This window comes from uncultured Clostridium sp., from assembly GCF_900547735.1.
GTDB lineage: Bacteria > Bacillota > Clostridia > Lachnospirales > Lachnospiraceae > Otoolea.
The window spans coordinates 1-25,468 of sequence record NZ_URHZ01000064.1; the positions used below are offsets into that span (position 1 = coordinate 1).

24 protein-coding genes are annotated in these 25,468 nt (G+C 50.5%); 23 read left to right on the forward strand and 1 reads right to left on the reverse strand.

All coding sequences use genetic code 11. The features are described from left to right. Positions 1-455: 455 nt before the first annotated feature. The 13 genes from QZT18_RS17555 to QZT18_RS17615 all read left to right on the forward strand — a co-directional run bounded on the left by QZT18_RS17555 (position 456) and on the right by QZT18_RS17615 (position 13,996). Complete coding sequence (locus QZT18_RS17555; RefSeq protein ID WP_294149883.1) at positions 456-1,268, forward strand: nitrilase-related carbon-nitrogen hydrolase; 813 nt, start codon at positions 456-458, stop codon at positions 1,266-1,268. Positions 1,269-1,286: 18 nt separating this feature from the next. Next, a complete protein-coding gene (locus tag QZT18_RS17560) occupies positions 1,287-2,528 on the forward strand; it encodes an aromatic amino acid transport family protein (protein WP_294149885.1) in 1,242 nt (413 codons plus the stop codon). A gap of 306 nt (positions 2,529-2,834) precedes the next feature. After that, the gene (locus tag QZT18_RS17565; protein ID WP_294149888.1) at positions 2,835-3,860 is read left to right on the forward strand and encodes a LysR family transcriptional regulator; all 1,026 of its coding nucleotides are present in this window, start codon (positions 2,835-2,837) and stop codon (positions 3,858-3,860) included. Beyond that, positions 3,851-4,738 carry a radical SAM protein gene (locus QZT18_RS17570; protein ID WP_294149891.1) on the forward strand — a complete coding sequence of 296 codons (888 nt, stop codon included), beginning with the start codon at positions 3,851-3,853 and terminating at the stop codon, positions 4,736-4,738. Before QZT18_RS17565 ends, QZT18_RS17570 begins: the two co-directional genes overlap by 10 nt. Positions 4,739-4,769: 31 nt before the next feature. Continuing rightward, the gene (locus QZT18_RS17575; RefSeq protein ID WP_294149893.1) at positions 4,770-5,195 is read left to right on the forward strand and encodes a DUF3783 domain-containing protein; all 426 of its coding nucleotides are present in this window, start codon (positions 4,770-4,772) and stop codon (positions 5,193-5,195) included. Between the two features lie 15 nt (positions 5,196-5,210). Then, complete coding sequence (pap, locus tag QZT18_RS17580) at positions 5,211-6,722, forward strand: polyphosphate:AMP phosphotransferase (protein ID WP_294149896.1); 1,512 nt, start codon at positions 5,211-5,213, stop codon at positions 6,720-6,722. Positions 6,723-6,776: 54 nt separating this feature from the next. Continuing rightward, the gene (locus QZT18_RS17585; protein WP_294149898.1) at positions 6,777-8,021 is read left to right on the forward strand and encodes an NAD(P)/FAD-dependent oxidoreductase; all 1,245 of its coding nucleotides are present in this window, start codon (positions 6,777-6,779) and stop codon (positions 8,019-8,021) included. 34 nt (positions 8,022-8,055) lie between these two features. Continuing rightward, positions 8,056-8,742: a (d)CMP kinase gene (gene cmk / locus QZT18_RS17590; protein WP_294149902.1), complete on the forward strand. Its 687-nt coding sequence runs from the start codon at positions 8,056-8,058 to the stop codon at positions 8,740-8,742. A 97-nt stretch (positions 8,743-8,839) separates the two neighbouring features. Next, complete coding sequence (gene ispH / locus QZT18_RS17595; RefSeq protein WP_294149904.1) at positions 8,840-9,691, forward strand: 4-hydroxy-3-methylbut-2-enyl diphosphate reductase; 852 nt, start codon at positions 8,840-8,842, stop codon at positions 9,689-9,691. Next, a complete protein-coding gene (rpsA, locus tag QZT18_RS17600; protein WP_294149906.1) occupies positions 9,672-10,811 on the forward strand; it encodes a 30S ribosomal protein S1 in 1,140 nt (379 codons plus the stop codon). Before ispH ends, rpsA begins: the two co-directional genes overlap by 20 nt. 920 nt (positions 10,812-11,731) lie before the next feature. Then, positions 11,732-12,046 (forward strand): PadR family transcriptional regulator, encoded by a 315-nt coding sequence (locus QZT18_RS17605; protein WP_003506802.1) that lies wholly within the window; start codon positions 11,732-11,734, stop codon positions 12,044-12,046. A 5-nt stretch (positions 12,047-12,051) separates the two neighbouring features. Further along, positions 12,052-13,008, forward strand: a complete 957-nt coding sequence (locus tag QZT18_RS17610) for a DUF1700 domain-containing protein (RefSeq protein WP_294149915.1) — start codon at positions 12,052-12,054, stop codon at positions 13,006-13,008. 16 nt (positions 13,009-13,024) lie between these two features. Next, positions 13,025-13,996 carry a DUF4097 family beta strand repeat-containing protein gene (locus QZT18_RS17615; protein WP_294149917.1) on the forward strand — a complete coding sequence of 324 codons (972 nt, stop codon included), beginning with the start codon at positions 13,025-13,027 and terminating at the stop codon, positions 13,994-13,996. 119 nt (positions 13,997-14,115) lie between these two features. Here QZT18_RS17615 and QZT18_RS17620 read toward each other — a convergent pair whose 3' ends face one another. Continuing rightward, positions 14,116-14,838, reverse strand: coding sequence for a LytTR family DNA-binding domain-containing protein (locus tag QZT18_RS17620; protein WP_294149919.1), 723 nt, complete (start codon positions 14,836-14,838; stop codon positions 14,116-14,118). Between the two features lie 262 nt (positions 14,839-15,100). On the opposite strand from QZT18_RS17620, the gene QZT18_RS17625 reads away from it, so the two are divergent. From QZT18_RS17625 to QZT18_RS17670, 10 genes are all read left to right on the forward strand, one after another. Next, on the forward strand, positions 15,101-15,319 hold the full coding sequence (locus tag QZT18_RS17625; protein WP_294149920.1) for a small, acid-soluble spore protein, alpha/beta type: 219 nt from the start codon (positions 15,101-15,103) through the stop codon (positions 15,317-15,319). Between the two features lie 59 nt (positions 15,320-15,378). After that, positions 15,379-16,542 (forward strand): cobalt-precorrin-5B (C(1))-methyltransferase CbiD, encoded by a 1,164-nt coding sequence (gene cbiD, locus QZT18_RS17630; protein ID WP_294149923.1) that lies wholly within the window; start codon positions 15,379-15,381, stop codon positions 16,540-16,542. A 94-nt stretch (positions 16,543-16,636) separates the two neighbouring features. After that, positions 16,637-17,323 (forward strand): precorrin-2 C(20)-methyltransferase, encoded by a 687-nt coding sequence (cobI, locus tag QZT18_RS17635; protein WP_294149925.1) that lies wholly within the window; start codon positions 16,637-16,639, stop codon positions 17,321-17,323. A 35-nt stretch (positions 17,324-17,358) separates the two neighbouring features. Next, a complete protein-coding gene (cobM, locus tag QZT18_RS17640) occupies positions 17,359-18,153 on the forward strand; it encodes a precorrin-4 C(11)-methyltransferase (RefSeq protein ID WP_294149927.1) in 795 nt (264 codons plus the stop codon). Next, positions 18,134-19,180: a cobalt-precorrin 5A hydrolase gene (locus tag QZT18_RS17645; RefSeq protein WP_294149929.1), complete on the forward strand. Its 1,047-nt coding sequence runs from the start codon at positions 18,134-18,136 to the stop codon at positions 19,178-19,180. The genes cobM and QZT18_RS17645 overlap by 20 nt, the downstream gene beginning before the upstream one ends. 190 nt (positions 19,181-19,370) lie before the next feature. Beyond that, positions 19,371-20,117 carry a precorrin-3B C(17)-methyltransferase gene (gene cobJ / locus QZT18_RS17650; RefSeq protein ID WP_366925919.1) on the forward strand — a complete coding sequence of 249 codons (747 nt, stop codon included), beginning with the start codon at positions 19,371-19,373 and terminating at the stop codon, positions 20,115-20,117. Beyond that, complete coding sequence (gene cobK / locus QZT18_RS17655) at positions 20,110-21,594, forward strand: precorrin-6A reductase (RefSeq protein ID WP_294149933.1); 1,485 nt, start codon at positions 20,110-20,112, stop codon at positions 21,592-21,594. The genes cobJ and cobK overlap by 8 nt, the downstream gene beginning before the upstream one ends. 32 nt (positions 21,595-21,626) lie before the next feature. Beyond that, complete coding sequence (cbiT, locus tag QZT18_RS17660; protein ID WP_294149935.1) at positions 21,627-22,235, forward strand: precorrin-6Y C5,15-methyltransferase (decarboxylating) subunit CbiT; 609 nt, start codon at positions 21,627-21,629, stop codon at positions 22,233-22,235. Next, positions 22,232-23,662, forward strand: a complete 1,431-nt coding sequence (locus QZT18_RS17665; protein ID WP_294149937.1) for a cobyrinate a,c-diamide synthase — start codon at positions 22,232-22,234, stop codon at positions 23,660-23,662. Before cbiT ends, QZT18_RS17665 begins: the two co-directional genes overlap by 4 nt. A gap of 8 nt (positions 23,663-23,670) precedes the next feature. Next, on the forward strand, positions 23,671-24,696 hold the full coding sequence (locus QZT18_RS17670; RefSeq protein ID WP_294149938.1) for a tRNA-dihydrouridine synthase: 1,026 nt from the start codon (positions 23,671-23,673) through the stop codon (positions 24,694-24,696). Positions 24,697-25,468 lie beyond the last annotated feature (772 nt).

The following is a 25,468-nucleotide window of genomic DNA, read 5'->3' on the forward strand; positions in this document are numbered from 1 at the left end:
CAATGGGCAACGGCTTCTACTATGGCCAGCCTGCACGTTCCACAGTACATATCGACATGGTACAGTACAACCCAACCATCACCTTTGATGATGAGTTAATCGTAAAAGACGGCAAGATGGTCTGCCTGGGCGAAGAATAATTATTATAAGATCACCCCGAGGGGGCGTTCCTGTGAAGGAGCGCTCCCTTTCTTTCATTCATAGGAGATTACGTCCTAAGAATCAAAAAACGCTCCGCGAGGCCGCACCCGGCGCGGGAGAATTCCTCCCTGTATTTCCCTGCAATAATAACAGTTATAATTGTAAAGTTATAAGGCATAGAAAAATCTGTATAACAGATGAAAACCCCCATTTATCGCCTTAAACTATAATGTATAAACACTGCATACGGTACGGGGAAAGCTTCATATGAAAGGGGATCGTATGGCGGGATATTATGAAAAGGAGAAGAGGAAATGGGACAAGACAGAAAAGTTAAAATCGCTCTCGGCCAGATGAAAGTAATCCAGGGCGATACAAAGGAAAATCTGCGTAAGATGATGGAGATGATTGATGAGGCGGCGGAACAGGATGTGGATATTATCTGTTTCCCGGAACTTGCCTACACAGGATATTTCCTGGAATCGGAAGAACTGCAGAGACTGGCGGAGCCGGTTGACGGGCCGTTTGTCCAGACGATGAGAAAATGCGCAAAGGCAAAGGGCATGCACATCATTGCGGGCTATGCCGAATCCGTACATATACCCGGAAAAATGTATAATTCATGCATATTTATTGATGACAACGGCGAAGTGATCGGAAATATGAGAAAAGTAAACGCCTGGGGCACGGAAAAATTAAAATTCTGTGAAGGAGACAGTTTCCCTGTAATCAACACCAAGTTCGGTAAGATCGGCATGCTGATCTGCTATGACGTGGAGTTCCCGGAGCCATCCAGAATTGAAGCCCTCAAGGGAGCCGAGCTGGTATTCTGTTCCGCAGTCTGGAGCATCCCGGCGGCCCGCAGATGGGATGTGGATCTTGCAGGAAACGCACTGTTTAACCTGATGTTTATGGCGGGTTCCAACCCTGTATACGACAATTGCTGCGGTACCTCGAAAATTGTCGGCCCGGACGGCGTTGTGCAGGCGGAAGCTTCCAAGACGGAAGAAGAACTGCTCGTATGCGAGATTGACATGAATGAGGTCCTGAAGGTAAGAAGCCGTATTCCTTATTTCAATGATTTCAAGGAAGACACCTTCTCCATGGACGCAGTTGAGAAATACTAGGAACGGGGGCAAAACATAATGGGGGAAAATGAAAAAAACGAAAAGACGCAGCCGAAATATGAAGAAGGCGCGTTAAAAATACATAAACTGACACCTGCGGAAGTCGTATTTTCGGTTGTAGGCTGCGGAATCGGATCGGGCTGTCTGGGAACAGCGTATTCGGCCAGGCTGGCCGGACTTCCGGTTCTGGTATTCTGGTTTATCGTCACCGGCGTACTGACCCTGTTTTCAATGATGTACGTGGCGGAGACAACGCTCAGGACGAGGACGATGGTCCAGCTTCCCGGACTGGCGGAGCGATACCTGGGGCCTGCGGGTTCGATTCTCATATTCATAGCCGTGGTAATCAACTCCTTAAGCTGTATGATCGCTTACTTTTCGGGCAGCGGAAACATCATGAATGAGCTTCTGGGTGTTCCGGACTGGGTCGGTACCCTGATTTTCCTGGTTCCGGCGGCGGGTGTTGCCTGGTTTGGATTAAAGGCCATGGGCGTCGGCAATAAGCTGATGAGTATCGGCATGATTGTCATGCTGGTAGTCCTGACGGCGGCATCCATGATCGCCAAAAACGGCGACCTGTCGAGAATTTTTACGAGCAACTGGACTTATGCAATCCCGATTTTTAACGTTGCGGCATTCAGCTATATCGGACAGTACCTGGTACCCGATCTGGCGAGGGGCCTGTCCCATGATCCGAAAAAACTGGCTCCGGCCATTGCCATCGGCCAGCTTATTGTCTGTATCCTCCTGATTATCGTTCCAATGGGTGTTATGTACATCACACCTTCCGAGGATCTGACACAGGTTGCAACAATTGCATGGGGACGTTCCCTGGGATTATGGGCGCTTTATATTGCCAACATTTTTGCACTGATTGCAATGCTTACATCGTACTGGGCCATTTCCCAGACACTGCTTTCCAATATTGTCGATAAATTTAAATTCCACTCGGACGAGGACGTAAAAATCCGTCTGCCGATTACAATCGTGATTGTGGGAATACCGCTTGCACTTACTCTCAGCGGAGCTGTGGGCTTTGTGGATGCAATCTATTTCTCCGGTACATTTGCCGGCGCAATCATGGCGATTCTTCCAATCTTCATGCTCAAGGGGGCGAGAAAAAAAGGTGAGATTGAGCCTGACTGGAACTGCGGATGGATGTATAATCCGGTCATTCAGGGAATCATAATACTTCTTTACAGCGGAACCATTATATATGCCATTCTGGGTGCATTCAAGCTTCTTCCAGCGGGATGGTAAAGTAAACGCAGATTAGCAGATATGATATTTACGATAAGAAAATGGAAAAGTAATTTGCCTGGGAAGGAAAATAGTGGTAAAATAAATACATCAGGATAATACGTTATCCAGCCAACAGAAATCTGCTTCCGGCGCTGCCAGAAGTAGATTTCTGTTTTGATGATGTAAGGCTTCATGAAGTGGGCCCTATATCGTTGATAACGGTGATCTGTGCGCAGCGCGTGCGCTTCATCTTCCGGCAATGATGGGATGTTTTCATGACAGGCTTTTTATCGCAATATACATATAAGGACGGGAGGAATTTACTTGCTGAATGAAATGAGATATGTGTATTCAGTGTATCAGGAAAAAAGCTTTTCAAAAGCAGCGAAAAAATTATTTATCAGCCAGCCGGCGCTGAGCAACATGGTGCGGAAGGCGGAAAATGAGATAGGTGCGCCCATTTTTGACCGAAGCACAATACCGCTTACAGTCACAAAAGAGGGCGCATATTATATTAAATCAATTGAAGAGATCCTGTTTATCCAGAGAAATCTGCAGGCCTATTTCAAGGATTTGAGGGAGCTTAACACGGGTTCCCTGTCAATCGGGGGAGCCTCATTTTTCTGTTCCTTCGTCTTTCCGGATCTGATAGGACGTTTCAGGGAGAAGTATCCCAATGTGACAATCGATCTTCTGGAGGGGAATGTCAAGGAACTGAAGGAAGGGCTTGAGGACGAATCGCTTGATCTGGTCATCGAGACGGCTCTCTATGAGGATTCCTCGGTGGAACGGTTCTTTTTCAAAAATGAGGAGATTATCCTCCTGGTACCGGCCTCCTATCCCATCAATAAGAGGCTGCAGCCCTACCGTCTGTCCTATCAGGATGTCGTTACGGAACGGTTTCTGTCGGATTCTTATGAACCGGTGCCTCTGGAGCTTTTTAAGGATATTCCCTTCATTATAATGAAGCCGGGCAACGACATGTACCAGAGGAGCTTTAACATGTGCAGAAATGCGGGATTCACCCCCAAGGTGGCAATCCAGATGGATCAGGTCCTGACCTCCATGAACATCGCTTCCAACGGCGTGGGAGCCGTATTCATCCGGGCGGACATTATCGGCTGCCTGCCTGAGAATGAGAAGCTGGTCTACTATAAAATCGGTGATCCGCTGGCGTGCAGGAGAGTTGTGTTTGCCAGCAAAAAAGGAAAATATATCACAGCGGCCATGAGGGAATTCCTGCGCATGGCGGGGGCTAAAAAAGTGGACGGAGTCTGTCCGGGCAAGGGCCCCTGTAAAACAGGAAGTCCCTGCAGAAGCAGCCAGAGAGGAACGGATGAATGGAACTGATTCCCGCGAAGACGATTGTGACGAAGAATAAGGATACCTCCTGGTTCGGCAGTGACTATAATATGAATCTGTACCGCGGCTGCAGCCACGGCTGTATCTACTGTGACAGCAGGAGCAGCTGTTACAGGGTGGAGGACTTTGAAAATGTGAAGGCAAAGGAAAATGCCCTTCTCATTGTCAGGGACGACTTAAGGCGCAAGGTGAAGAAAGGCGTGGTAGGCACCGGGGCCATGAGTGATCCCTACAATCCCCACGAGACAAAGATGGAACTGACGATGCACAGCCTGGAACTGATAGGGGCCTTTGGCTTCGGCGTGTCCATGCTCACAAAGAGTACGGGAATCCTGAGGGATATCCTGCTCTACCAGGTGATTGCCGAGCAGTCCCCGGTCAACTGCATGCTCACGATTACGACCTGCGACGACGCCCTTTCAAAGAAGCTGGAGCCGGGAGTTCCTCCATCGTCGGAGCGTTTTAAGGCGGTGAAGGAACTAAATGACGCCGGCCTTTACACCGGAGTCGTGATGACCCCGGTGCTGCCGTTTCTGGAAGACACAAAGGAAAATATACTGGGCATGATTGAACTTGCCAGGGAATCGAAAGCCAGATTTATTTATCCCATGTTCGGCGTGACGCTTCGGGATCGCCAGAGAGATTATTTTTACAGCAGTCTTGATCGGATTTTCCCGGGGGAGAATCTGAGGCAGCAGTATGAAAAACGATACGGAGACCGATATTTTTGCAGCAGCCCGAAGGCAAGGAGCCTTTACGGCCTGTTTGAGAAAGAATGCGTGAAAGCCGGTATTTTATACAAAATGCCGGATATAATTCATTCATATAAGAAAAATTACCAGTACGAACAGCTTACTCTGTTCTGAAAAAGGAAATTCTTAAAGGAGAGAAAATTTGATGAAAGAAACAGTGCTTCTTTATAACTTTAACGACAAGGACAGGCTGATGAAAATCAGGCAGGCGCTTCTGCCTCTGGGATTCCGTATCAGACAGGTGGAGAAAGAGGATTATATGAAACCCCTGGGAACGCTCGCCGGAGTAAAGGGAATGGAAGAATTGACCGCTGCCGCAAGTCCTTCGGACGAAGCTTTGGCGTCGGAGGGTTTTGAGGATGAGATGGCGCTTCTCGCAGGCCTCACCTCACCACAGGTAGACGCTTTCATCAAGTCACTCCGCAGAAAGGGAATCGGCCGCATCGATTATAAGGCTATACTGACTCCGGTGAACAAGGATTGGGATTCGGTACATCTGTACCATGAAATAAAGAAGGAACACGAGGCAATGACAGTGACAACATCTCAGAGTGAGCCAGAAGAGGCTTAGAAACGGAGGGAAGATATGCTGGAGAAGGTGGATCTGCAAAAAACGGTTGACAAAGAGACTTATAAACAGGTCGGTGAGGAGCTGGGAGAGCGCCTGGGCCTGCTGCAGAGAAAGTGCAAGGCAGAGAAAATTCCGGTGGTGATTGTGTTTGAGGGATTGGGAGCCGCCGGAAAAGGCGTACAGATCAACCGCCTGATTCAGTCCTTCGACCCAAGGGGCTTTGATGTCTATGCCAGCAGGAAACCGGGAGAGGAAGAGCGGATGCGCCCCTTCCTGTGGCGCTACTGGACCAAGACGCCGGAGGATGGCCGTATTGCCATCTTTGACAGGAGCTGGTACGATAAGGTAACCGTGGACCGTTTTGACAAGGTTACAAAGCGTGATGAGCTTCCAGGGGCCTTTGCCGACATTACCTCCTTCGAAAAACAGCTTTCGGAAGGCGGCTGTGTGATTATCAAGCTGTTCCTCTATATTTCACAGAAAGAGCAGAAAAAGCGTTTTGAAAAACTGACGTCGAATAAAGAGACAAAATGGCGCGTCTCGGACGGCGACTGGAAGAGAAATAAGGAATATGACAAATACCTGATGATGAACGAGGAGATGCTTCAGCAGACCGATACCGGCTATGCTCCGTGGACGATCATCGAAGCCACGGACAAAAATTACGCGGCGATGAAGATTCTTGCCACGGTGGCCGACCGCATGGAATATGAGGTGAACAGACGGGAGGCTGAGAAGAAGGAAATGGCCGCCATGGCTGCCGCTCCCATACCCCAGGATCGTTTCAAAAACGGCGTGCTCTCTGGCGTCGATTTGACGAAATCACTGGATAAGAGCGAGTACAAAGCGGAAGTGGATAAGCTGCAGAAGAGGCTTGAATATCTCCACAGCGAGATCTACCGCCTGAGAATTCCGGTGGTAATCGGATTTGAGGGCTGGGATGCGTCAGGCAAGGGTGGAGCTATCAGAAGACTGACCAGCCATCTGGATCCGAGAGGCTATAAAGTAAACCCGACGGCCGCTCCCAATGATATAGAGAAAATCCATCACTATCTGTGGCGTTTCTGGAATAATATGCCGAAGGCGGGCCACATTGCAATCTTCGACAGGACCTGGTACGGCCGTGTCATGGTGGAACGGATCGAGGGCTTCTGCAAAGAGGAGGACTGGCGCCGGGCATATCAGGAAATAAACGAGATGGAGGCCCATATGGCGAACTTCGGCGCCGTGGTCCTGAAGTTCTGGCTCCATATAGACAAGGAAGAGCAGGAACGCCGTTTCAACCAGAGGATGAACGATCCGGCCAAACAGTGGAAGATCACGGACGAGGACTGGAGAAACAGGGAAAAGTGGGATGCTTATGAAGCTGCGGTCAATGAGATGCTGGTGCGCACCTCCACCACCTATGCGCCGTGGACCATCGTGGAGGGCAATTCCAAGTACTATGCCAGGGTAAAAGTCTTAAAAACGGTGGTGGAAGCGCTGGAGCAAAAAATAAAAGAGGTTGAAAAAGAGCGCAATTCATAGTATTCTACTGTAAACGCATAAAGGAGCGGGCGAAAGCCTGGATGAAATTACAGGATGGATAAGATTATTATAATCGGCGGCGGGGCAGCAGGCATGGCGGCTGCCATCGCCGCTGCTGAATGCGGCAAAAAGGCCGTTATATATGAGAAAAATGAGAAACTGGGTAAGAAAATTTTTATCACCGGAAAAGGTCGCTGTAACGTGACGAACGACTGCGATCTGGAACAGCTGTTTTCCAGTGTAGTCACCAACAAACGTTTTTTGTACAGCGCATTTTACGGTTTTACCAACACGGACATCATGGATCTGCTTAAGGAGGCGGGCTGCCCCCTTAAGACGGAACGCGGAGGCCGTGTTTTTCCCGTATCGGACAAGTCCTCGGACGTGATAAACGCCCTTGCAGGAAAGCTTAAGAGCCTGGATGTGGAAGTCCGCTTAAACGAAGGCGTGAAGAGCCTCTGGATGGAGGGGGGCGCCGTAAAAGGAGTGATACTGGAACACGGCGGTAAGAAGGAGAGCGCATCGGCCGTCATCGTGGCGACGGGCGGCCTGTCCTACCCGACCACCGGGGCCACGGGTGACGGATACCGCCTTGCAAAGGAGGCGGGACACAGCGTCACAAAGATGAGCCCTGCTCTGGTCCCGTTCATTACGGCGGAGGATGTGGTGAAAGAGCTTCAGGGCCTGGCGCTCAAAAACATAGAGATCTCGGTGAGCGACGGAAAGAAAGAGCTTTACCGCGACTTTGGTGAAATGATGTTTACGCATTTCGGCGTCTCCGGGCCGGTGCTTTTAAGCGCCAGCAGTTATGTTGCAAAGCGGCTTTTAAAGGGGGACACGGTCACGCTGTCCATCGACCTGAAGCCGGCCCTCTCCGGGGAGCAGCTGGATGCCAGAATCCTCAGGGATTTTGATGAGGTGAAAAACAAACAGTTCAGCAATGCGCTGAATCATCTGTATCCCTCTAAACTGATTCCCGTCATGATAAAAAGGAGCGGCATTGCTCCCGAAAAGAAGGTCAATGAGATTACCAAGGAAGAGCGGAGAAAACTTGTGGAAGCCACAAAGGATTTTAAACTCACGATCACGGGGCTGCGGGGATTCAATGAGGCCATTATCACCCAGGGCGGAATTACCGTAAAAGAGGTGAATCCCTCCACGATGGAATCAAAACTGACGAAGAACCTTTACTTTGCCGGGGAAGTTCTGGATCTGGATGCGGTGACGGGAGGATATAACCTTCAGATTGCCTGGTCGACCGGGTTTCTGGCCGGCAGGAGCGCGGCAGGCGCGCAGTAGAGATAAAGTTAAATATCAGGGAGGAACAGGAAAAATGCCGTTTAATATAGCGATTGACGGGCCTGCGGGAGCGGGCAAGAGCACGGTTGCAAGGCAGCTTGCAAAAAATCTTGGATATATTTATGTGGATACAGGCGCCATGTACAGAGCAATGGCACTGTATTTTCTGAGAAAAGGAATTGATAAGGAAGACGGCAGGGCGATTGAGGAAGCCTGCGGTGAAGTGGAAATCTCCCTTGAATATAAAGACGGGGCCCAGCAGCTCATCCTGAACGGGGAGAATGTTACGGGTCTCATCAGAACCGAAGAGGTAGGCAATATGGCGTCCGCCACATCGGTCTACGCACCCGTCAGAAAGAAACTGCTGGAACTGCAGAGAAAACTGGCGCAGAGAAAAGACGTGGTTATGGACGGCCGGGACATCGGCACATGCGTGCTTCCCGACGCCAACCTGAAGGTATATCTGACCGCGGGCAGCCGGGTCAGGGCGCTCCGCCGCTATAAGGAACTGCAGGAGAAGAATGTGGAGTGCGACCTGGAAGCGATTGAAAAGGATATCATTGATCGCGATTACCGTGATATGCACCGGGAAATTGCACCGCTGAAACAGGCGGAGGATGCGGTCCTTCTGGACTCCTCCAATATGACGCTGGAAGAAGTGCTTAATGAGATGGAGAGCCTGGTGGAGGATGCGGGCAGCAAGGGCTGCTGCGGCTGTTAACCGTCCTTCTGTGCACAGGGATATAAAATGGGGCGTGTACCCGGCATGCGCAGACCTATCTGAACTGTTACGAAGGCTTCAGCAGAAGGGGAATAATATGGAAGTAATTGTTGCAAAGACAGCCGGTTTCTGCTTTGGCGTAAAGCGGGCTGTGGATCAGGTTTATGAACAGATTGAAAAAGGCAAAACGCCGATTTATACCTTCGGCCCGATCATCCATAACGAAGAGGTGGTCCGGGATCTGGAGGAGAAGGGCGTAAAAGTCATTGAAACGGAAGACGAGCTGAGAAAACTGACGGAGGGTGTGGTGGTAATCCGATCCCACGGCGTCGGAAAAGCGATTTACGACATTCTGGAGGAGAAGGGAATTGAAGTCGTCGACGCCACCTGCCCCTTTGTAAAAAAGATACACCGGATTGTAAAAGAGCAGAATGAGGCGGGCCGCCGCGTCATCATAGTGGGAAATGGCAGCCATCCGGAAGTTGAGGGAATAAAAGGATGGGGAAATGACGATACTCTAGTCATCCAGACGGTTGAAGAATTTGAAAAATTACGCATTACAGAGGGCGAAAAGCTGTGTATTGTTGCCCAGACGACATTTAACTACAATAAATTTCAAGATTTAGTTGAAAAAATTTCTAAAACGCGTTATGATATACTTGTTTTAAATACGATTTGCAATGCAACACAGGAAAGACAAGTGGAAGCAAGGCAGATAGCTTCACAGGTTGATGTTATGATTGTCATCGGAGGAAGAAACAGTTCTAACACTCAGAAGTTGTATGAGATTTGCCGAAGGGAATGTAAGGAGACTTACTATATCCAGACACTGAAAGATTTCAAACCTGAAAAGGCAGGTTCTGTGCGCAGCGTAGGTATTACAGCAGGGGCATCAACCCCGAATCAAATTATCGAGGAGGTTCATACTAATGTCAGAATTAAGTTTTGAACAAATGTTTGAAGAATCATCAATTAAGCGATTACGTGCAGGAGAGGCAGTTACCGGTCAGGTCATCGGCGTAAAAGAAGATGAAATTATTCTCAGTATCGCTGGAAGTAAGTCAGAAGGTATTATTTCGAGAAGTGAGTTCACGAATGAACCAAACGTGGATTTAACAACAAAAGTTTCCGTAGGGGACGAGCTGGAAGTAAAAGTTCTCAAAGTAAACGACGGCGAAGGAATGGCTGCTTTATCTTACAAGAGACTGGCTGCCGATAAGGGATTAAAACGCCTGAAAGAAGCATTCGAGAACAAAGAAGTACTGACAGAGAAAGTTACACAGGTTATGGAAAAAGGTCTTGTTGTTGAAGTGGAAGGCACAAGGGTATTCATCCCTGCAAGCATGGTTTCCGATACTTACGACAAAGATTTATCCAAATATGCAGGCCAGGAGATCGAATTCGTGGTAACAGAGTTCAATCCGAACGGCAGAAGAAGCAGAATCATCGGCGACAGAAAACAGCTTCTGCTTGCTAAGAAGGCTGCTATGCAGAAAGAATTATTTGAGAAGATCGCTGTTGGACAGACAGTTGAGGGCGTTGTTAAGAATGTAACAGATTTTGGTGCATTCATCGACCTCGGCGGCGCTGACGGTTTACTTCATATCTCCGAGATGTCCTGGGGCAGAGTTGAGAACCCGAAGAAGGTTTTCAAAGTCGGCGATAAGGTAACGGCTCTGATCAAAGACATCAACGGCGAGAAGGTTGCATTAAGCCTTAAGTTCCCGGAGACCAATCCGTGGGCTAACGCTGCAGAGAAATATGCTGTAGGCAACATTGTAGAAGGTAAAGTAGCACGTATGACTGATTTCGGCGCATTCGTTGAGCTGGAGCCAGGCGTAGATGCTCTGCTTCACGTATCCCAGATTTCCAGAGAGCACGTTGAGAAACCATCCGACGTTTTATCTGCAGGCCAGATCATCACAGCAAGAGTTGTAGACTTCAACGAAGCTGACAGAAAGATCAGCCTCAGCACAAAAGCTCTCGAAGCTCCGTCAGATATGTACAATGATGGAGACATCGCTGACGTAGATATCGATGCAGTAGCTGCTCAGGAGGATGCTGAGTAATCAGGATCGCGATAATAGATTAATATTAAGGACGTCTGCCGGTATGGCAGGCGTCTTCTTTATATATAAGGGAAGTCTTCAGTCCTGGGCGGAGGGGGATGCGGGTGGGGGAGGAGGAAAGGTTACGGCCGGGACTGAAGACGCGAATGTTTTCGCCATCCCGCGTCCCGCCAGCCATGACTGATTGTCCTCATCATTCCGGGGAAGAGTATTGTTTCGGCCTCTACGTTTATCCGTGAATCGGTATAAATAGGACTTAAGTCTTAAAGCGGGATACTTGTTGATTTCCGGAGCATTACCGTTGGCTTTTTAGAAAGTTATCCACAATCCTAAATTATAATATGCGGCGGACTTTCCTATTCTTAAGCTATTTGCTTATGGGCGGTAAACTTTCAGAAAGAATTGCGGAATCCTGGAAGCTCTATTTTAGGGTTTTCATATTATCATTTGCATATCATCGTTTGTGTTTTATCGCCTTCATATCCTTAGCAGCCGCTTCGCATTCCGCAAGCGGGAGCGGGTCCCCGTAGGAATTTTTTCAGCCCGGATTCCCCCTGGCGACAACCTTCGCCGGGACTACTGAAGCCTCAGCCGCCAACTTCCCCGCCCGTCCGCCATCCTGAAGTCGGCGTCCCCCCATTTCAACTAAATCCTCCCCCTAAGAATAAAATAGTTGTTGACAACCAATATTATATATCATATAATACCATTATACTATATAACATATAATATATAAATAAAAACAATATACTAAATAAAATAATATTAAGTCCACAACAATATTAAAATTTCTACAATATTATTGCAGTAATCATCCCCCGTCCCTCGTTATAACTTATAGGACGGCAAATAACCCGGTAACGATACGGGCCCCGTATCATTACTACACAACATAACCCTACAGAACAGGAAGTGAGAGAATGGTATTTAACACAGGAGCAGCACTTTTGGATGCAGTAGTTTTGGCCGCTGTTTCCAGAGAAAATCAGGGGACTTATGGGTATAAGATCACCCAGGATGTCCGCCGTGCCATTGAGATTTCGGAATCCACCCTATATCCGGTGCTGAGACGGCTTCAGAAAGAGGAATGTCTGGAAACTTACGATATGGCCATTGACGGGAGAAACAGAAGATACTACAAGATTACGGAGAACGGCCGTGCTCAGTTGAACCTCTATAAGAGTGAGTGGAGCATCTATTCACGCAGAATATCAGAGATCCTGGGGGAGGTATGAGGAAGATGAAAAAAGAAGAATTTTTAAGACAGTTGGAATATCTGCTCCAGGATATTCCGGAGGATGACAAAAGAGACGCAATCGATTATTATAGAGATTATCTGGAGGAGGCAGGACCGGAGCAGGAAGAAGCGGTGCTTGAAGAGTTTGGAAGTCCGGAGCGGATTGCCTCCGTGATACGGACCGATCTCCTGGGAGGAATGGAAAGCGCGGGCGAGTTTACCGATAATGGATACGATGACCGGCGGTTCAGGACCTCGGCTTATCCGGCGGTGAATGACGGGAAAACGTCCGGTTCTGCGGAGCAGAATAACGGCGGCCCAGACGGAGAACAGAGGGAAGACCATTCCGGCAGCGGTAATACGGGAAATCAACAGGGATACCGTGCAAACAGCGGCCGGAGTAATTACAGACAGGGAAGCTACAGGCAGGGAAGTTACAGACAGACAAACCGCGGCCAGGGAAGTTACGGCCAGGCGGGCTATGGTCAGGGAAGCGGCCGGGGAACCTATGAAAAAGGCAGTTACGCCGACAAAAACCAGGGCCAGGGTGTTCCCTCAAACGACAGCAAATGGTGGAAATATCTTCTGATTGCTCTGGGAATCCTCTGCATTGGGCCATTTGCCATAGCGGCCGTATTCGGGGCCGCCGGGACGGCAACCGGTTTTGTTGTTGTATTGGCCACAGTGCTCCTTGTGCTTGCCCTTTTGACGATAGCAGGTATCCTGGGCGGTGTTGCCATGGTGATAGCCGGAATCATGCAGTTGTTCGGAGGTTTCTGGAGCGGAGTGATGAGTATCGGCCTGGGGCTGGTGTTCGGCGGAGCAGGCTGTCTGCTTCTGTGCTGTTCCTGGCTGTTTTACGGCAGGTTCCTGCCGTGGGCGGTCATGGGAATTGTTCATTTTATTGAAAAGATTATGCATAGGGACGGTGGCAATTCCGGCCGGAAAACAGGCGTATAACGGAGGAGGATGAGAGATGAAAAAATGGATGAAAGGCATAGCGATTACCGGAATCGTCCTGCTCTTAGTCGGTACCGCGGTCACCGCACTGGCGGCCGTTGTCGGGAATGCCACACAGGAGCGCGGTATGGTGGGAAACTGGGCCGAGCGGCATTTTGACGACGGGTTGATGGAACATATTGAAGACACCCTGCGGTTCAACAGCCGGCGTCACAGGAGCGGCAGGAATCTTACGATCGATTCCGACCGGTATGATGATGGTGATGACGGTTCCGACAGTGATTCTTACGAGAACCTGAACATCTGTCCGAAAGAGGAGATGGAGTTAGTCGGAACCTATAAGGATATTACAAAGCTTGAAGTAGAAGCAGAGCGATCGGCGGTAAAAATAGTGGAAAATCCGGAACTGACGGATGAGATCCTCGTCTATATGAAGAATGATACGTATACTATTATTGAGATAGAGTCGGACGACGAACCTGGCAAGTTGTCAGTCAAGTATTCCTGGCCCAGCAGAAAGTATACATGGCCGTCAAAGGATACCGGATATACGCAGGGCATCATCGAGGTTCCCCCGGGATACCGTTTCCGTGAGGCAGAGCTGGAAGCAAAGGCATCATATATCAAAGCGGCTTCTGTGTATGCAGATGATCTCGATGTGAGTGTCAAGGCGGGAGAGCTGCAGCTCGGTAGTTTTCAGGCAGGCAAAGCGGACTTTTCAGTGGAAGCAGGCAGCATCACTGCATATGGAGATATAGAACGCCAGATGGAGGCGGAGGTGAAAGCCGGAGCGGTTACCTTAGAGCTGGCCGGAGGGGAGAAAGATTATAATTTCTACCTGGATAATGCGGTTGGCAATGTTTTAATCGGTGATTCGGTTTATTCCGGCCTTTCCAATGATACAAAGGTCAACAACGGTTCGGAGAAAAACGTAAGTATTGACTGTTCCGCCGGATCGGTGGAAGTGAGATTTTCAGATAAGAACTGAGAGAAACGAAAATAAAGCGCCGGATGTTCTTTCATGCAGCCGGATGGATAACATTTTGAAAGCTGACACAGCCGTTTTAACAAGAACGGCTGTGTCAGCTTTTATGAATAAAAATTCATTTAAATGCCTCCGTTTATTTTTAAGAACTGGTAGTCTGCATACTGCTGGTAGATGGCATTCCGGTTGCCCCGGGTGATGGGTACACGCTCTCCATTCTCCATGATGAAATCGTGCTTATCGACGGAGGCGACGTGATCCATATTTACAATACAGTTGCGGTAACAGCACAGAAACTGCGGATAGCACAGCAGAAGCGGTGAAAATACGTCAAACTGCTGATAAGAACGGATCAGTCTGGTAGAGGTGTGAATTTGAATATAGTGATTGTAATAATCAGTGTAGATGATTTCACCCAGCGGTATCTTGACCAGCGTACGGCTTTCTTTTACCTCGATATATCGGATATGTTTAGCCAGCTCATTGTGGCACAGATCCATGGTTCTCTGGAAACGCTCTTCCGACAGAGGCTTGAGCAGATAATCAAAAGCGCGTACCTCGAATCCCTGCAGGGCGTATTCTTTACTGGAACTGATGAAAATCAAAAGACATTCCGAATCGGTTTCGCGGATTTTTCTGGCAACCTCGATGCCGGAAATACCGTCCATTAGTATGTCCAGAAATATTAAATCATAGGATTTGGAAGGCCAGTTTTCCAGAAATGCATCCCCGCTTGTGTAAGTGTCGATTACTCTGTATACCTGGCGGTTCGACAGGTAAGTCTGGAGATAACGTTCCAGTAAAGATAATTCTTGCCCAGAGTCTTCTATAATTGCAATGTCCATTTAAATCTCCCCTAGTTACAAATTCTCGTTTCTATTTTAACAAAATAGAGGCCATGTTTGAAAAAAATGTCGGTAAAAATATGTCAAAAAATGTAAAAAACTTGTATGGGAACATAATTTAAGTATATTCTGAAAAATAACGGTGTCAACGATCCGGGATTTTTCTGTTCAGGTAAATATTGGAAATATCCCTAAAAATTGTATATACAGGAAGACGCAGGGCATACTCTAAGTACATTTTGGAAAGGAGTGTGCTTTTTTTATGGGCAGTGAAACGAAAAAGAAAGATAAATTCGACCCGGCGGATTTGAAGCCGGAGGATATGATGAAGTTTGAAATTGCAACGGAACTGGGACTGGCCGACAAGGTAATAAACGGAGGCTGGAGGTGCCTGACGGCCAAGGAAAGCGGACGAATCGGCGGACTCATCACCAAACGGAAGCGGGAAATGAAAAAGGAAGTATTGAAAGATAACACCTGATCCAATATAATGGATATCGAAATCATTTTCGATTCAGATTTGGAAAGGCCGTATGAACGATGAAAGAGAAAGAACTTAGGAGCGGTTATACAACCGGAACATGCGCGGCGGCGGCGGCCTGGGCTGCTGTCCGTCTTCTCTGCTCCGGGTTCAGGGAGACTGTGGTCGAGGTATTGACTCCCGGAGGGCAGACGCTTGTGATACCGGTCGGCGGTTACGACCTTTTGGAAGGAAAGTGGGCGCTTTGCTCGGTAAAGAAGGACGCAGGCGATGATCCGGATGTGACGAACGGCGCCTTGGTCTATGCACGGGTAAGTTTTGCCGGGGAGAGGCCTTCGGAGATGCCCTGTTACGGTTCGGACATGTATCCGGGACTGTATCTGACGGGAGGAGAAGGCGTGGGAATGGTGACCAGAAAGGGGCTGTCGTGCCCGGTCGGATACCATGCCATCAATCCGGTGCCGCGCACGATGATATTCGAGGCGGCCGACGGGGCAAGGCAGTTGTCGGGACAGCCGGACAGCGGGCTTCTCATTGAGATTTCCATTCCCGAGGGAACGGAACTGGCTGCAAAGACATTTAACCCGAACCTTGGGATTACCGGAGGAATTTCCGTTCTTGGAACGACGGGAATCGTTAATCCGATGAGCGAGGCGGCGCTGATAGAAACGATACGTCTGGATATCAGGGTCAGGGCGGCCGGAGGAAAAAAAATCCTGGCGGTGGCTCCGGGTAATTACGGGGAGCGCTTTGTGAGGGAAGAACTGGGACTCGATATGTCCTCTTTTGTCAAATGCAGCAATTTTATCGGTGATACCTTCAGGATGATGGAGGAAGAAAAGATTGAAAAGGTACTTCTGGCGGGGCATCTCGGCAAGATGATTAAGGTTGCGGGAGGCGTTATGAACACCCATTCCAAATATGGCGACAGAAGAATGGAAATTCTGGCAGACTGCGCCGCAGAAGCCGGAATGCCGGAGGAGAGAGCCAAACGTCTTTACGGAATGAACACGACGGATGAGGCGGCAGATTATCTGGAAGAGGAAAAGTGGCTGGGGCCGGTAATGGAGACTGTGGCCGTGCAGGTGAAGGAGAGTCTTAAGAGCCGGTACCGCGTGGACACGGAGGTCGTTCTGTTCAACGGGACAATCGGAATTCTTGCGATGACGGCAGGGGCCAAGGAATTTGCGTCGGCGCTTGGAAATAGGAAAATGGATGAATAATTATAATGAATTATGAATAAAATCGTCGGCTCTTTTGAATGAAAATTTTATTCAGGGGCTGTGCACGAAAATACATAGTAAAGGCGGACAAAAGATGACTGGAACATGGTACGCGGTGGGAGTAGGCCCCGGAGATCCGGAGCTTATGACGATTAAGGCGGTAAAAAGACTGAAGGAGTGTGACACATTAGCCGTCCCTCACAAGGACAGGGATCAGTGTGTGGCATATAAAATAGCGGTACAGGCGGTTCCGGAGCTGGCAGAGAAGAAGTGCATCTGTCTTCCGATGCCGATGACAAAGGACAGGGCCTTATTGGAAGAAAGCCACAGTGAGGCGGTAAGAAGGACGGAGGACTGCCTCAGGCGGGGGGAGAATGTGGCGTTTATTACGCTGGGAGACACCACGGTCTATTCTACCTGCCTATATATTAAGGAAAGACTGGACGAGAAACAGTATGCCACAGAGCTGATCAATGGGATTCCTTCTTTCTGTGCGGCGGCGGCCCGAATGGGTATCCCCCTGGTGAACGGGAAGGAGGAGCTTCATATTATTCCTGCATCCTATCAGATTGAGGATGCACTGGAGCAGCCGGGCGTAAAGGTGCTGATGAAGTCGGGAAAGAAACTTTCCGAGGTAAAGAGCCTTCTTGAAAGGCAGGGCCGCGATGTCAAAATGGTGGAAAACTGCGGGATGGAGAATGAGAAGATTTACGGCAGTATAAAAGAGATTCCCGATGAGGCGGGATACTATTCCCTGCTGATCGTGAGGGACGGAAAATAAAATAACACAGAAGAATATATTTTGGAGGAAAACAGATGGTACATTTTGTGGGAGCCGGTTCTGGGGCGGCCGACCTCATTACGGTGAGGGGGGCAAGACTCCTGGGAGAGGCGGATCAGATAATCTACGCGGGTTCACTTGTAAATCCGGAGCTTCTTGAGTACAGAAAAGAGGGCTGCACTGTTTTTGACAGCGCCAGGATGACGCTTGAGGAAGTGATCGCCAGAATTAAAGAAGCGGAAGACGGAGGCAGAACGACGGTCAGGCTCCACACGGGCGATTCCAGCATTTATGGGGCGATCCGGGAGCAGATGGACCGGCTGGACGAGCTGGGAATTACATATGAGGTCTGCCCGGGAGTAAGCTCTTTCTGCGGGGCGGCGGCATCCATGAATCTGGAATACACGCTTCCGGGAGTGTCGCAGAGTCTTATTATCACCAGGATGGCGGGCAGGACGCCCGTGCCGGAGCGCGAGAGCATTGCCTCCTTTGCCGCGCACGGGGCGACGATGGCGGTATTCCTGAGCACGGGTCTTCTGGGGCCTCTGTCCGAAGAACTGGTGCGCGGCGGATACGGGAAGGAAACACCGGCGGCCATTGTCTATAAGGCCACCTGGCCGGATGAGAAAAAGGTGTGCTGTACCGTTGGGACGCTTAAGGAGACGGCGGCCAGGGAGCAGATTACAAAGACGGCCCTGATCCTGGTGGGCGACGTTATTGCCCACAGCTCCTACGAGCGGTCCAAACTTTACGATCCCGTTTTCACCACGGAGTTCAGGAAAGGCGTGCCGGCCGAGGGAGGGGAGCAGGATGAGGATTGCAATCATTAGCTTCACCGGCCAGGGCGGCGTCACCGGTGAAAGACTTGATAACGGCTTTAAAAACCTGGGGCATGAGTCCCGGGCTTTTTCGGTGCACGGACTTGGGATGTCCCTGGGCGAGTTTGTGAAAACGGCGTTTGCCGAGGAGGACGGACTCGTTTTCATCGGGGCTGCGGGAATTGCGGTACGTTCCATTGCTCCTTTTTTAAAAGGAAAAGACAAGGATCCGGCCGTGCTTGTGGTGGACGAGCTGGGGGAATTTGCCGTTTCCCTTCTGTCGGGCCATCTGGGAGGCGCCAATGAACTGGCATCCGAGGCGGCACAAGTGTTGGGAGCGCAGCCGGTCATCACGACGGCGACAGATCTGCATCACGCTTTTGCCGTGGATCTCTTTGCAAAAAAGAATGGACTGGCAATCGATGATCTGAAAGAGGCAAAAGAGATATCCGCCGCCGTTCTGAGGGGGGAACCGGTGGGCTTTTTCAGCGATTTTCCGGTGGAGGGAGAGATACCAAAGCCGCTTGATAAAGGTGTACGGCACCGGAGGAATATTTACATTACATGCAGCAGCGCCGCTCTTCCTTTCGAAGATGGGGATAGGACGCACGTCTGCGGCCTTCTGCGCCTGATTCCGAGGGCTGCCGTCCTGGGAATGGGCTGTCGCCGAAGTATACCGGAGGAGGCCGCAAAAAACGCGGCTGAGGAGCTTCTGAGGACCTGCGGAATCGACAGGCGGGCAGTCGGCATGCTTGCCAGCATTGACCTGAAACGCGATGAGAAAGCTCTTATCACGCTGGCCGCGGACTGGGGCCTTACATGGAAAGTCTTTACATCCGAAGAGCTGGGCGCGGTAGAGGGCAGTTCATCGGAATCGGAGTTTGTAAAAAGTGTGACGGGAGTTGGCAATGTATGTGAGCGATCGGCCCTCGCAGGCGCCGCGATCGGCGGCGGGAGGGCACGTCTGGCGGCAGGGAAAAGCATATTTCCTTCCGTGACGGCTGCGGCTGCGGTGAGAGAAATTACGGTAAAATTCTGATGGGTTGGGTATCCGGGTGCAATGGTATCCGGATGCAATGGTATCCGGGTACAATGGTATCCGGGCGCAATGGAGTCCGGGTGCAATGGAGTCCGGATGCAATGGTATCTGGATGCAGTGTATTTGGCTGAGGTAATATCCGGATATGCCGTTACTTAAATGGAATGTGATAGAAGGGAAGAAAAACAGGATGCAGGAAATCAAAAAAGGGAAATTATATGTCGTAGGGATTGGACCGGGAGCCTATGGGCAGATGACGATAAGAGCGGAGCAGGTGCTGAACGAGTGCAGCGTAATTGCCGGTTATACCGTTTACATCGATTTGATAAAAGAGCATTTTCCGGATAAAGAGCTTCTCACAACGCCGATGCGCCGTGAAAAAGAAAGGTGCATTATGGCTCTTGAATCGGCTGCCGGGGGAAACGTGACGGCGATGATTTGCAGCGGCGACAGCGGCGTCTACGGGATGGCCGGGCTGATTCTTGAACTGGCGCCGGAATATCCGGGCGTGGAAATCGAGATTATCCCGGGGGTGACGGCGGCCCTGAGCGGAGGAGCCGTTCTCGGCGCTCCTTTGGGACACGACTTTGCCGTTATCAGCCTGAGTGATCTTCTCACTCCGATGGAAACGATCAAGAGACGGCTGAAGGCCGCGGCAGAGGGAGATTTTAATATCTGTCTTTACAATCCTGCCAGCAGGAAACGTTCCGACTATCTGAAACAGGCCTGTGAAATCCTGCTCTGTTATAAAGACGAAAAAACGGTCTGCGGCCTGGTGAAAAATATCGGCCGTGAGGGCGAAACAATGGAAGTGATGACGCTGGGGGAATTAAAGGACACCGCAGCCGACATGTTTACAACGGTTTTTATCGGGAACAGGATGACAAGGGACATCGGGGGAAGAATGGTTACGCCAAGAGGTTATAAAGATGTGTAAGGTAATGATATTCGGAGGAACCACCGAGGGGAGGCTCCTGGCGGAATACTGCGGTAAAAACAGGATACCGGCTTACGTGAGCGTGGTGTCTGAATACGGAAGAGAGCTGCTTGGAGAGGACCGTTACATAAAGCCGGTGACGGGGGCCATGGATGCGGAACAGATGCGAAACTGGCTGACGGAGAAAAAAATTGAGCTCGTCATCGACGCGACCCACCCTTATGCGAGGAATGCAACGGAAAATATAAAAGAGGCATGCCGGAGGACAAAGACGGGATATCTGCGCTGCGCAAGAAGCACGGAAAGCGGCCATGAAACTGTGGGAAATATCACATTTCAGACTCCGGCGGAGGCCGCGGCGTGGCTTGAAAAGAGCGAGGGCAACATCTTTGTCACAACCGGCAGCAATGAACTTGAGGTGTTTGCAGGGGCCGGCAGGCTGCGGGAGCGCATCTATGCCAGGGTGCTTCCGTCCTCCGCCGTCGTACGGAAATGCGAAGAGCTGGGGATTTCGGGAAAACACCTGATCTGTATGCAGGGGCCTTTTTCAAAAGAAATCAATGCGGCCATGCTGCGTCAGGCCAATGCCGCTTTTCTTGTCACCAAGGAGACGGGAAAGGCCGGAGGGTTTGACGAGAAGCTGGAAGCGGCAGAGGAGTGCGGAGTAAGGGCCGTAATCATAGGTCATCCGGAGGAGAACGGCGAGACAATGGAAAGTCTGTTTGAAACGCTCTCACGGTTTTCCGTCAAAGAAACACCGCAGGGGAGACGAAAGGTAATTCTGGCCGGAATCGGACCGGGCGCCGTCTCACTGATGACGGAGGAGGTTAAGGAAGCGGTAAAAAACAGTGATTTACTGCTGGGAGCTCCGCGCATGCTGGAAACGGCAAAAGAGCTTTTGAAGCGGGAAAATCCGTCCGGCAGGATGCCGGAGGCCAGGGCCGCATATCTGGATCGTGATGTGGCGGAGGCGCTTCGCTCCAATGACGGATGGCAGCAGGCGATCATCCTGTATTCCGGGGACAGCGGATTTTACAGCGGGACCAAAAAACTGGCGGAAAATCTTCCGGGTGGGGCGTATCAGTTCTGTATACTTCCCGGAATTTCCTCCATCAGCTATTTTGCTTCCAGGCTCATGACTTCCTGGGACGACGCCCTGCTCGAAACGGCGCACGGCCGGGAGTTTGACGCTGCTGCTGCGCTGCGTGAGGGAAAGAGGAAGATTTTTCTCCTTACGGGAGGAAAAAACAGCGTGGGAGAGCTTTGCCGCAGCCTCGCAGACAGTGGTTTCGGCTATGTGGGAGTCACGGTCGGAGAAAAACTGTCTTATCCGGATGAGCGTATTACCAGTGGAACGGCAATAAATCTGAGCGGGAAGGAGTTTGATCCGCTGAGTATTGTACTGATAGAGGCCGACGGCATGATGCAGGACACTGCAATCACGCAGAAAGCTGACCGACAGGGGAAGAAAAAATGAGAGATGACTGGTTTATCAGAGGAAAAGTACCTATGACAAAAAGCGAGGTCCGGGCGGTGTCCCTGTCTAAGCTTGAATTGAACCGCGATTCCGTGCTCTGGGATATCGGAGCGGGAACCGGCTCTGTCTCGGTTGAGGCGCTGCTCTGCCATCCGGTGAAAGCGGTCTGCGCTTTTGAAAAGAATGCCGGGGCTGTTGAACTGATTAAGAGAAACAGAGAGAAGGCGGGCGTTGGAAACTTAACGATCGTCGAGGGCGACGCACTGGAACAGATATCCCTGGCCGTAACAGGAGGCCGGGACAGTGTCATAAAAGACGAATCTGTGCGGAAGGTGACCCATGCGTTTATCGGCGGCACTTCGGGAGAAATGGGCGAGATTATCGATCTGCTGATTTCACTCAATTCCCAAATCAGGGTGGTAATCAACGTGATTGCCCTGGAAACCCTCTCCTTCGTTTTGGAGTGCCTGAGGACGCGGGAAATTGAAGCGGATATTGTTACAATCCAGGTTTCCCGTTCGGCCCGCGCTGGCCGGTATCATCTGATGCAGGGGCAGAACCCGGTTTATATCATTTCCTTCGGCGGGAAAGAGCCGTTTACTGGAGAAGGCGGGGAAGGGAACGGGGAGACCGGAGTATGATGATGGGAAGAGAAGAAAATAAAAATCCGGTTCCGGGGATTCTCTTTGCCGCCCCGAAAAGCGGAAGCGGGAAGACCCTGATAACCTGCGGTTTCCTGCGGGCATTAATTAAGAGAGGACTCCATCCGTGCTCGTTCAAATGCGGGCCGGATTATATCGATCCGATGTTCCACCGCCATGTTCTCCGGATACCGGGAGCAAATCTGGACAGCTTTTTTCTGGATGAAGAGGAAGTGGAGAAAAACTTCAACCGGACGTTTTTAAAGAACGGAGCCGATATAGCGGTAATAGAGGGCGTGATGGGATACTACGACGGCATCGGCGGGATTCATACTCAGGCCAGCGCCTATGATATCTCCAGGATTACCAGGACGCCCGTCATCCTGATCCTGGACGGCAAGGGAGCATCCCTTTCTTTGGCTGCCACGGTAAAAGGGTTTGCCGGATTCAGGCCGGACAGCCGGATTGAGGGCGTTATACTGAACCGGACTTCCCCGGCCGTTGCCGCAAGGCTTGCAAAACAGATAGAGGCGGAGACAGGGATACCGGTGGTTGGGAGCCTTCCCGAAGCGCCGGAATACAGCTTTGAAAGCCGCCACCTGGGCCTTTTTCTGCCCGGGGAAATTGATTCGCTCTGCAGGCGTCTTGAATATCTGGCGGAGCAGATGGAAAAGACAGTGGATATCGATCGAATTCTCTCGATTGCAGGGGCCGGAGAGGTGAATCGAGCAGAATCAGGAGAGGCGGATCATGCGGGCCTGGCAGAGTTTATCATTGCCGGGGAGAGCGCCGGGGGGAAAAAGGTGCGGATTGCCGTTGCCCGCGATGAGGCATTCTGTTTCTATTATCAGGAAAATCTCGACCTTCTGGAAGCACAGGGGGCGGAGCTTGTAAACTTCAGTCCCCTTCATGATAAAGAACTGCCCGGGGATGTGGACGGTCTCATTCTGGGAGGCGGTTATCCGGAAAATTACGCAGGAGAACTCTCTGAAAATACGGAAATGCTCCGTTCCATCAGGGAGGCCTGGCGGCAGGAGATTCCCGTGCTGGCGGAATGCGGCGGATTTTTATATCTGCATGACCGGCTTGAGGGCAGCGACGGAATCGACTATCCAATGGCAGGAATTTATAAAATGCGGGCATTCAGAACCGGGAAACTCGGCCGGTTCGGCTATATCAGCCTGACATCCCCGGATGGAGCAAACCTTAAGGGACACGAATTCCATTACTGGGAGAGTGAGGAGCCGGGGGAGGCCTGGCTGGCTGAAAAACCGGCATCGGAACGGAAGTGGCGGTGCATTCATCAGGACGGCGCAAGAGTCTGCGGATTTCCTCATCTTTATTACCTGTCTGCGCCATCCTTTACGGAACAGTGGCTGGAGCAGTGCAGGTCATGGAGCAGGGAACGAAAAAAGAAAAGGATATAAAATAAGACATGAAATATTATTTTGCCCCCATGGAGGGAATTACAGGATATATATACCGGAGCGCCCATCACCGTATTTTCGGAGGTGTGGATCGGTATTTCACCCCCTTTATCGCGACGACCCAGAACCACAGGCTGAGTTCCAGGGAAAAAAACGATATCTGCCCGGAGCACAATCGGGAAATGTCGCTGGTGCCTCAGATACTGACCAACAAAGCGGAGGATTTTATCTGGGCGTCCAGAGAAATCGCCGGGTACGGTTACCGTGAGGTCAACCTGAACCTGGGCTGTCCCTCAGGAACCGTGGTTGCGAAAAAGAAAGGTTCTGGATTTCTGTTCTACACGGTGGAACTCGACCGTTTCCTGGAACAGGTTGTGAAAGAGCTTGAACCCGACGGTATCTCGGTGTCGGTAAAGACAAGAATCGGCCTTAACAGCCCCGACGAGTTTGAAGATTTGATGCAGGTCTATAATCGGTATCCGCTGAAAGAACTGATTATCCACCCGCGGGTGCGGAGTGATTTCTATGCAAACAAGCCAAACCTCAGTGTGTTCGGGGAAGGCGCAAAACAGAGCAGCAATCCGGTCTGCTATAACGGAGACATATTCACGCGGGAAGCGTTCACCGCATTCACGGAACAATTCCCGCCAAATCAGTTCCCCATGATAGAGAGCGTCATGCTGGGCCGCGGAGCCGTCTCAAACCCGGCGCTGTTCCAACAGCTTAAAGCCGCGGAAAACACAGCCTCCGGCACAGCCCCAGGCACAGACTCAGTCCGGGAAAACCCTGACAAACCTTCCAAATCGGCCTTAAAGGCATTCCACGATGAGATTTTTAACGGATATCGGGAAACAATGTCGGGTGACCGGAATACACTTTTTAAAATGAAAGAGCTTTGGTTTTACATGGGCGGCCTTTTCGACGGAAAAGAAGAGGGAATCAAAGAAAAACAACTAAAAAAAATAAAAAAGTCCCAGAAATTCCCGGAGTATCTGGCGGCGGTGGAAGAGATTTTTGCGGAGTGCTGTTTTTGAAAATTGAGGACGCTGTTGCAGTGGCTGGGAGGCGGGATGGTGGGGGAGGTTGTGAGTCTTCAGTCCCGGACGGAGGTTTGGTTGCGGGTGGGGAAGGCTATGACCGGGACTGAAGACGCCCAGGATATCGCACACCATCCCGCCTCCAGCCGGCAACCGCTGATTGTCCTGAATTTTCAAGGGGCTTGGGGGGTTGAGGGCTTTTGGGGAGTGATTTTACAGCGGAGAATTTTCGGGAATACAAGAAAACTAAAGCATATAAGAAAGTATAGTGGCAGCGACCCCCACCCACCTCCCGTATAGAAAAAGAGGAATACCAGCGGCATTCGGATAGTGTGCGGGCCGATCCCTGCCTGGTCTTCAGTCCCGTCGATCCTCTTGGCCGAGGGGAAGGAGGAGGAAAACTTTCCGGAGGGGACCTTGGAATCCGACGGTGCTTGATGAGGTGTTTTCGAATCTAGCATCCGTTTCGCATTCCACAAGCGCAAGCGAGTCCCCGCAGGAATTTTTTCCTCCGCATTCCCCGTACACGACATTTCTCCCCCGGGACTGAAGACCCCGCCACCTCCATCCTCCCCCCGCACACTATCCAAATCCCCCGCGTCCTCATTTTTCAATACACAACTTCACACTGGTAATGTGAGAAACCAATTGACAAAAAGTAACAATAAGGCTTATAATCGACCATAAATAACGGTTTTTGTGTTTGTGGCAGAGACATTTGAACGCCATATGGAGATTCATGGCGGACAGGTGTAAAACCGTAAGAAAA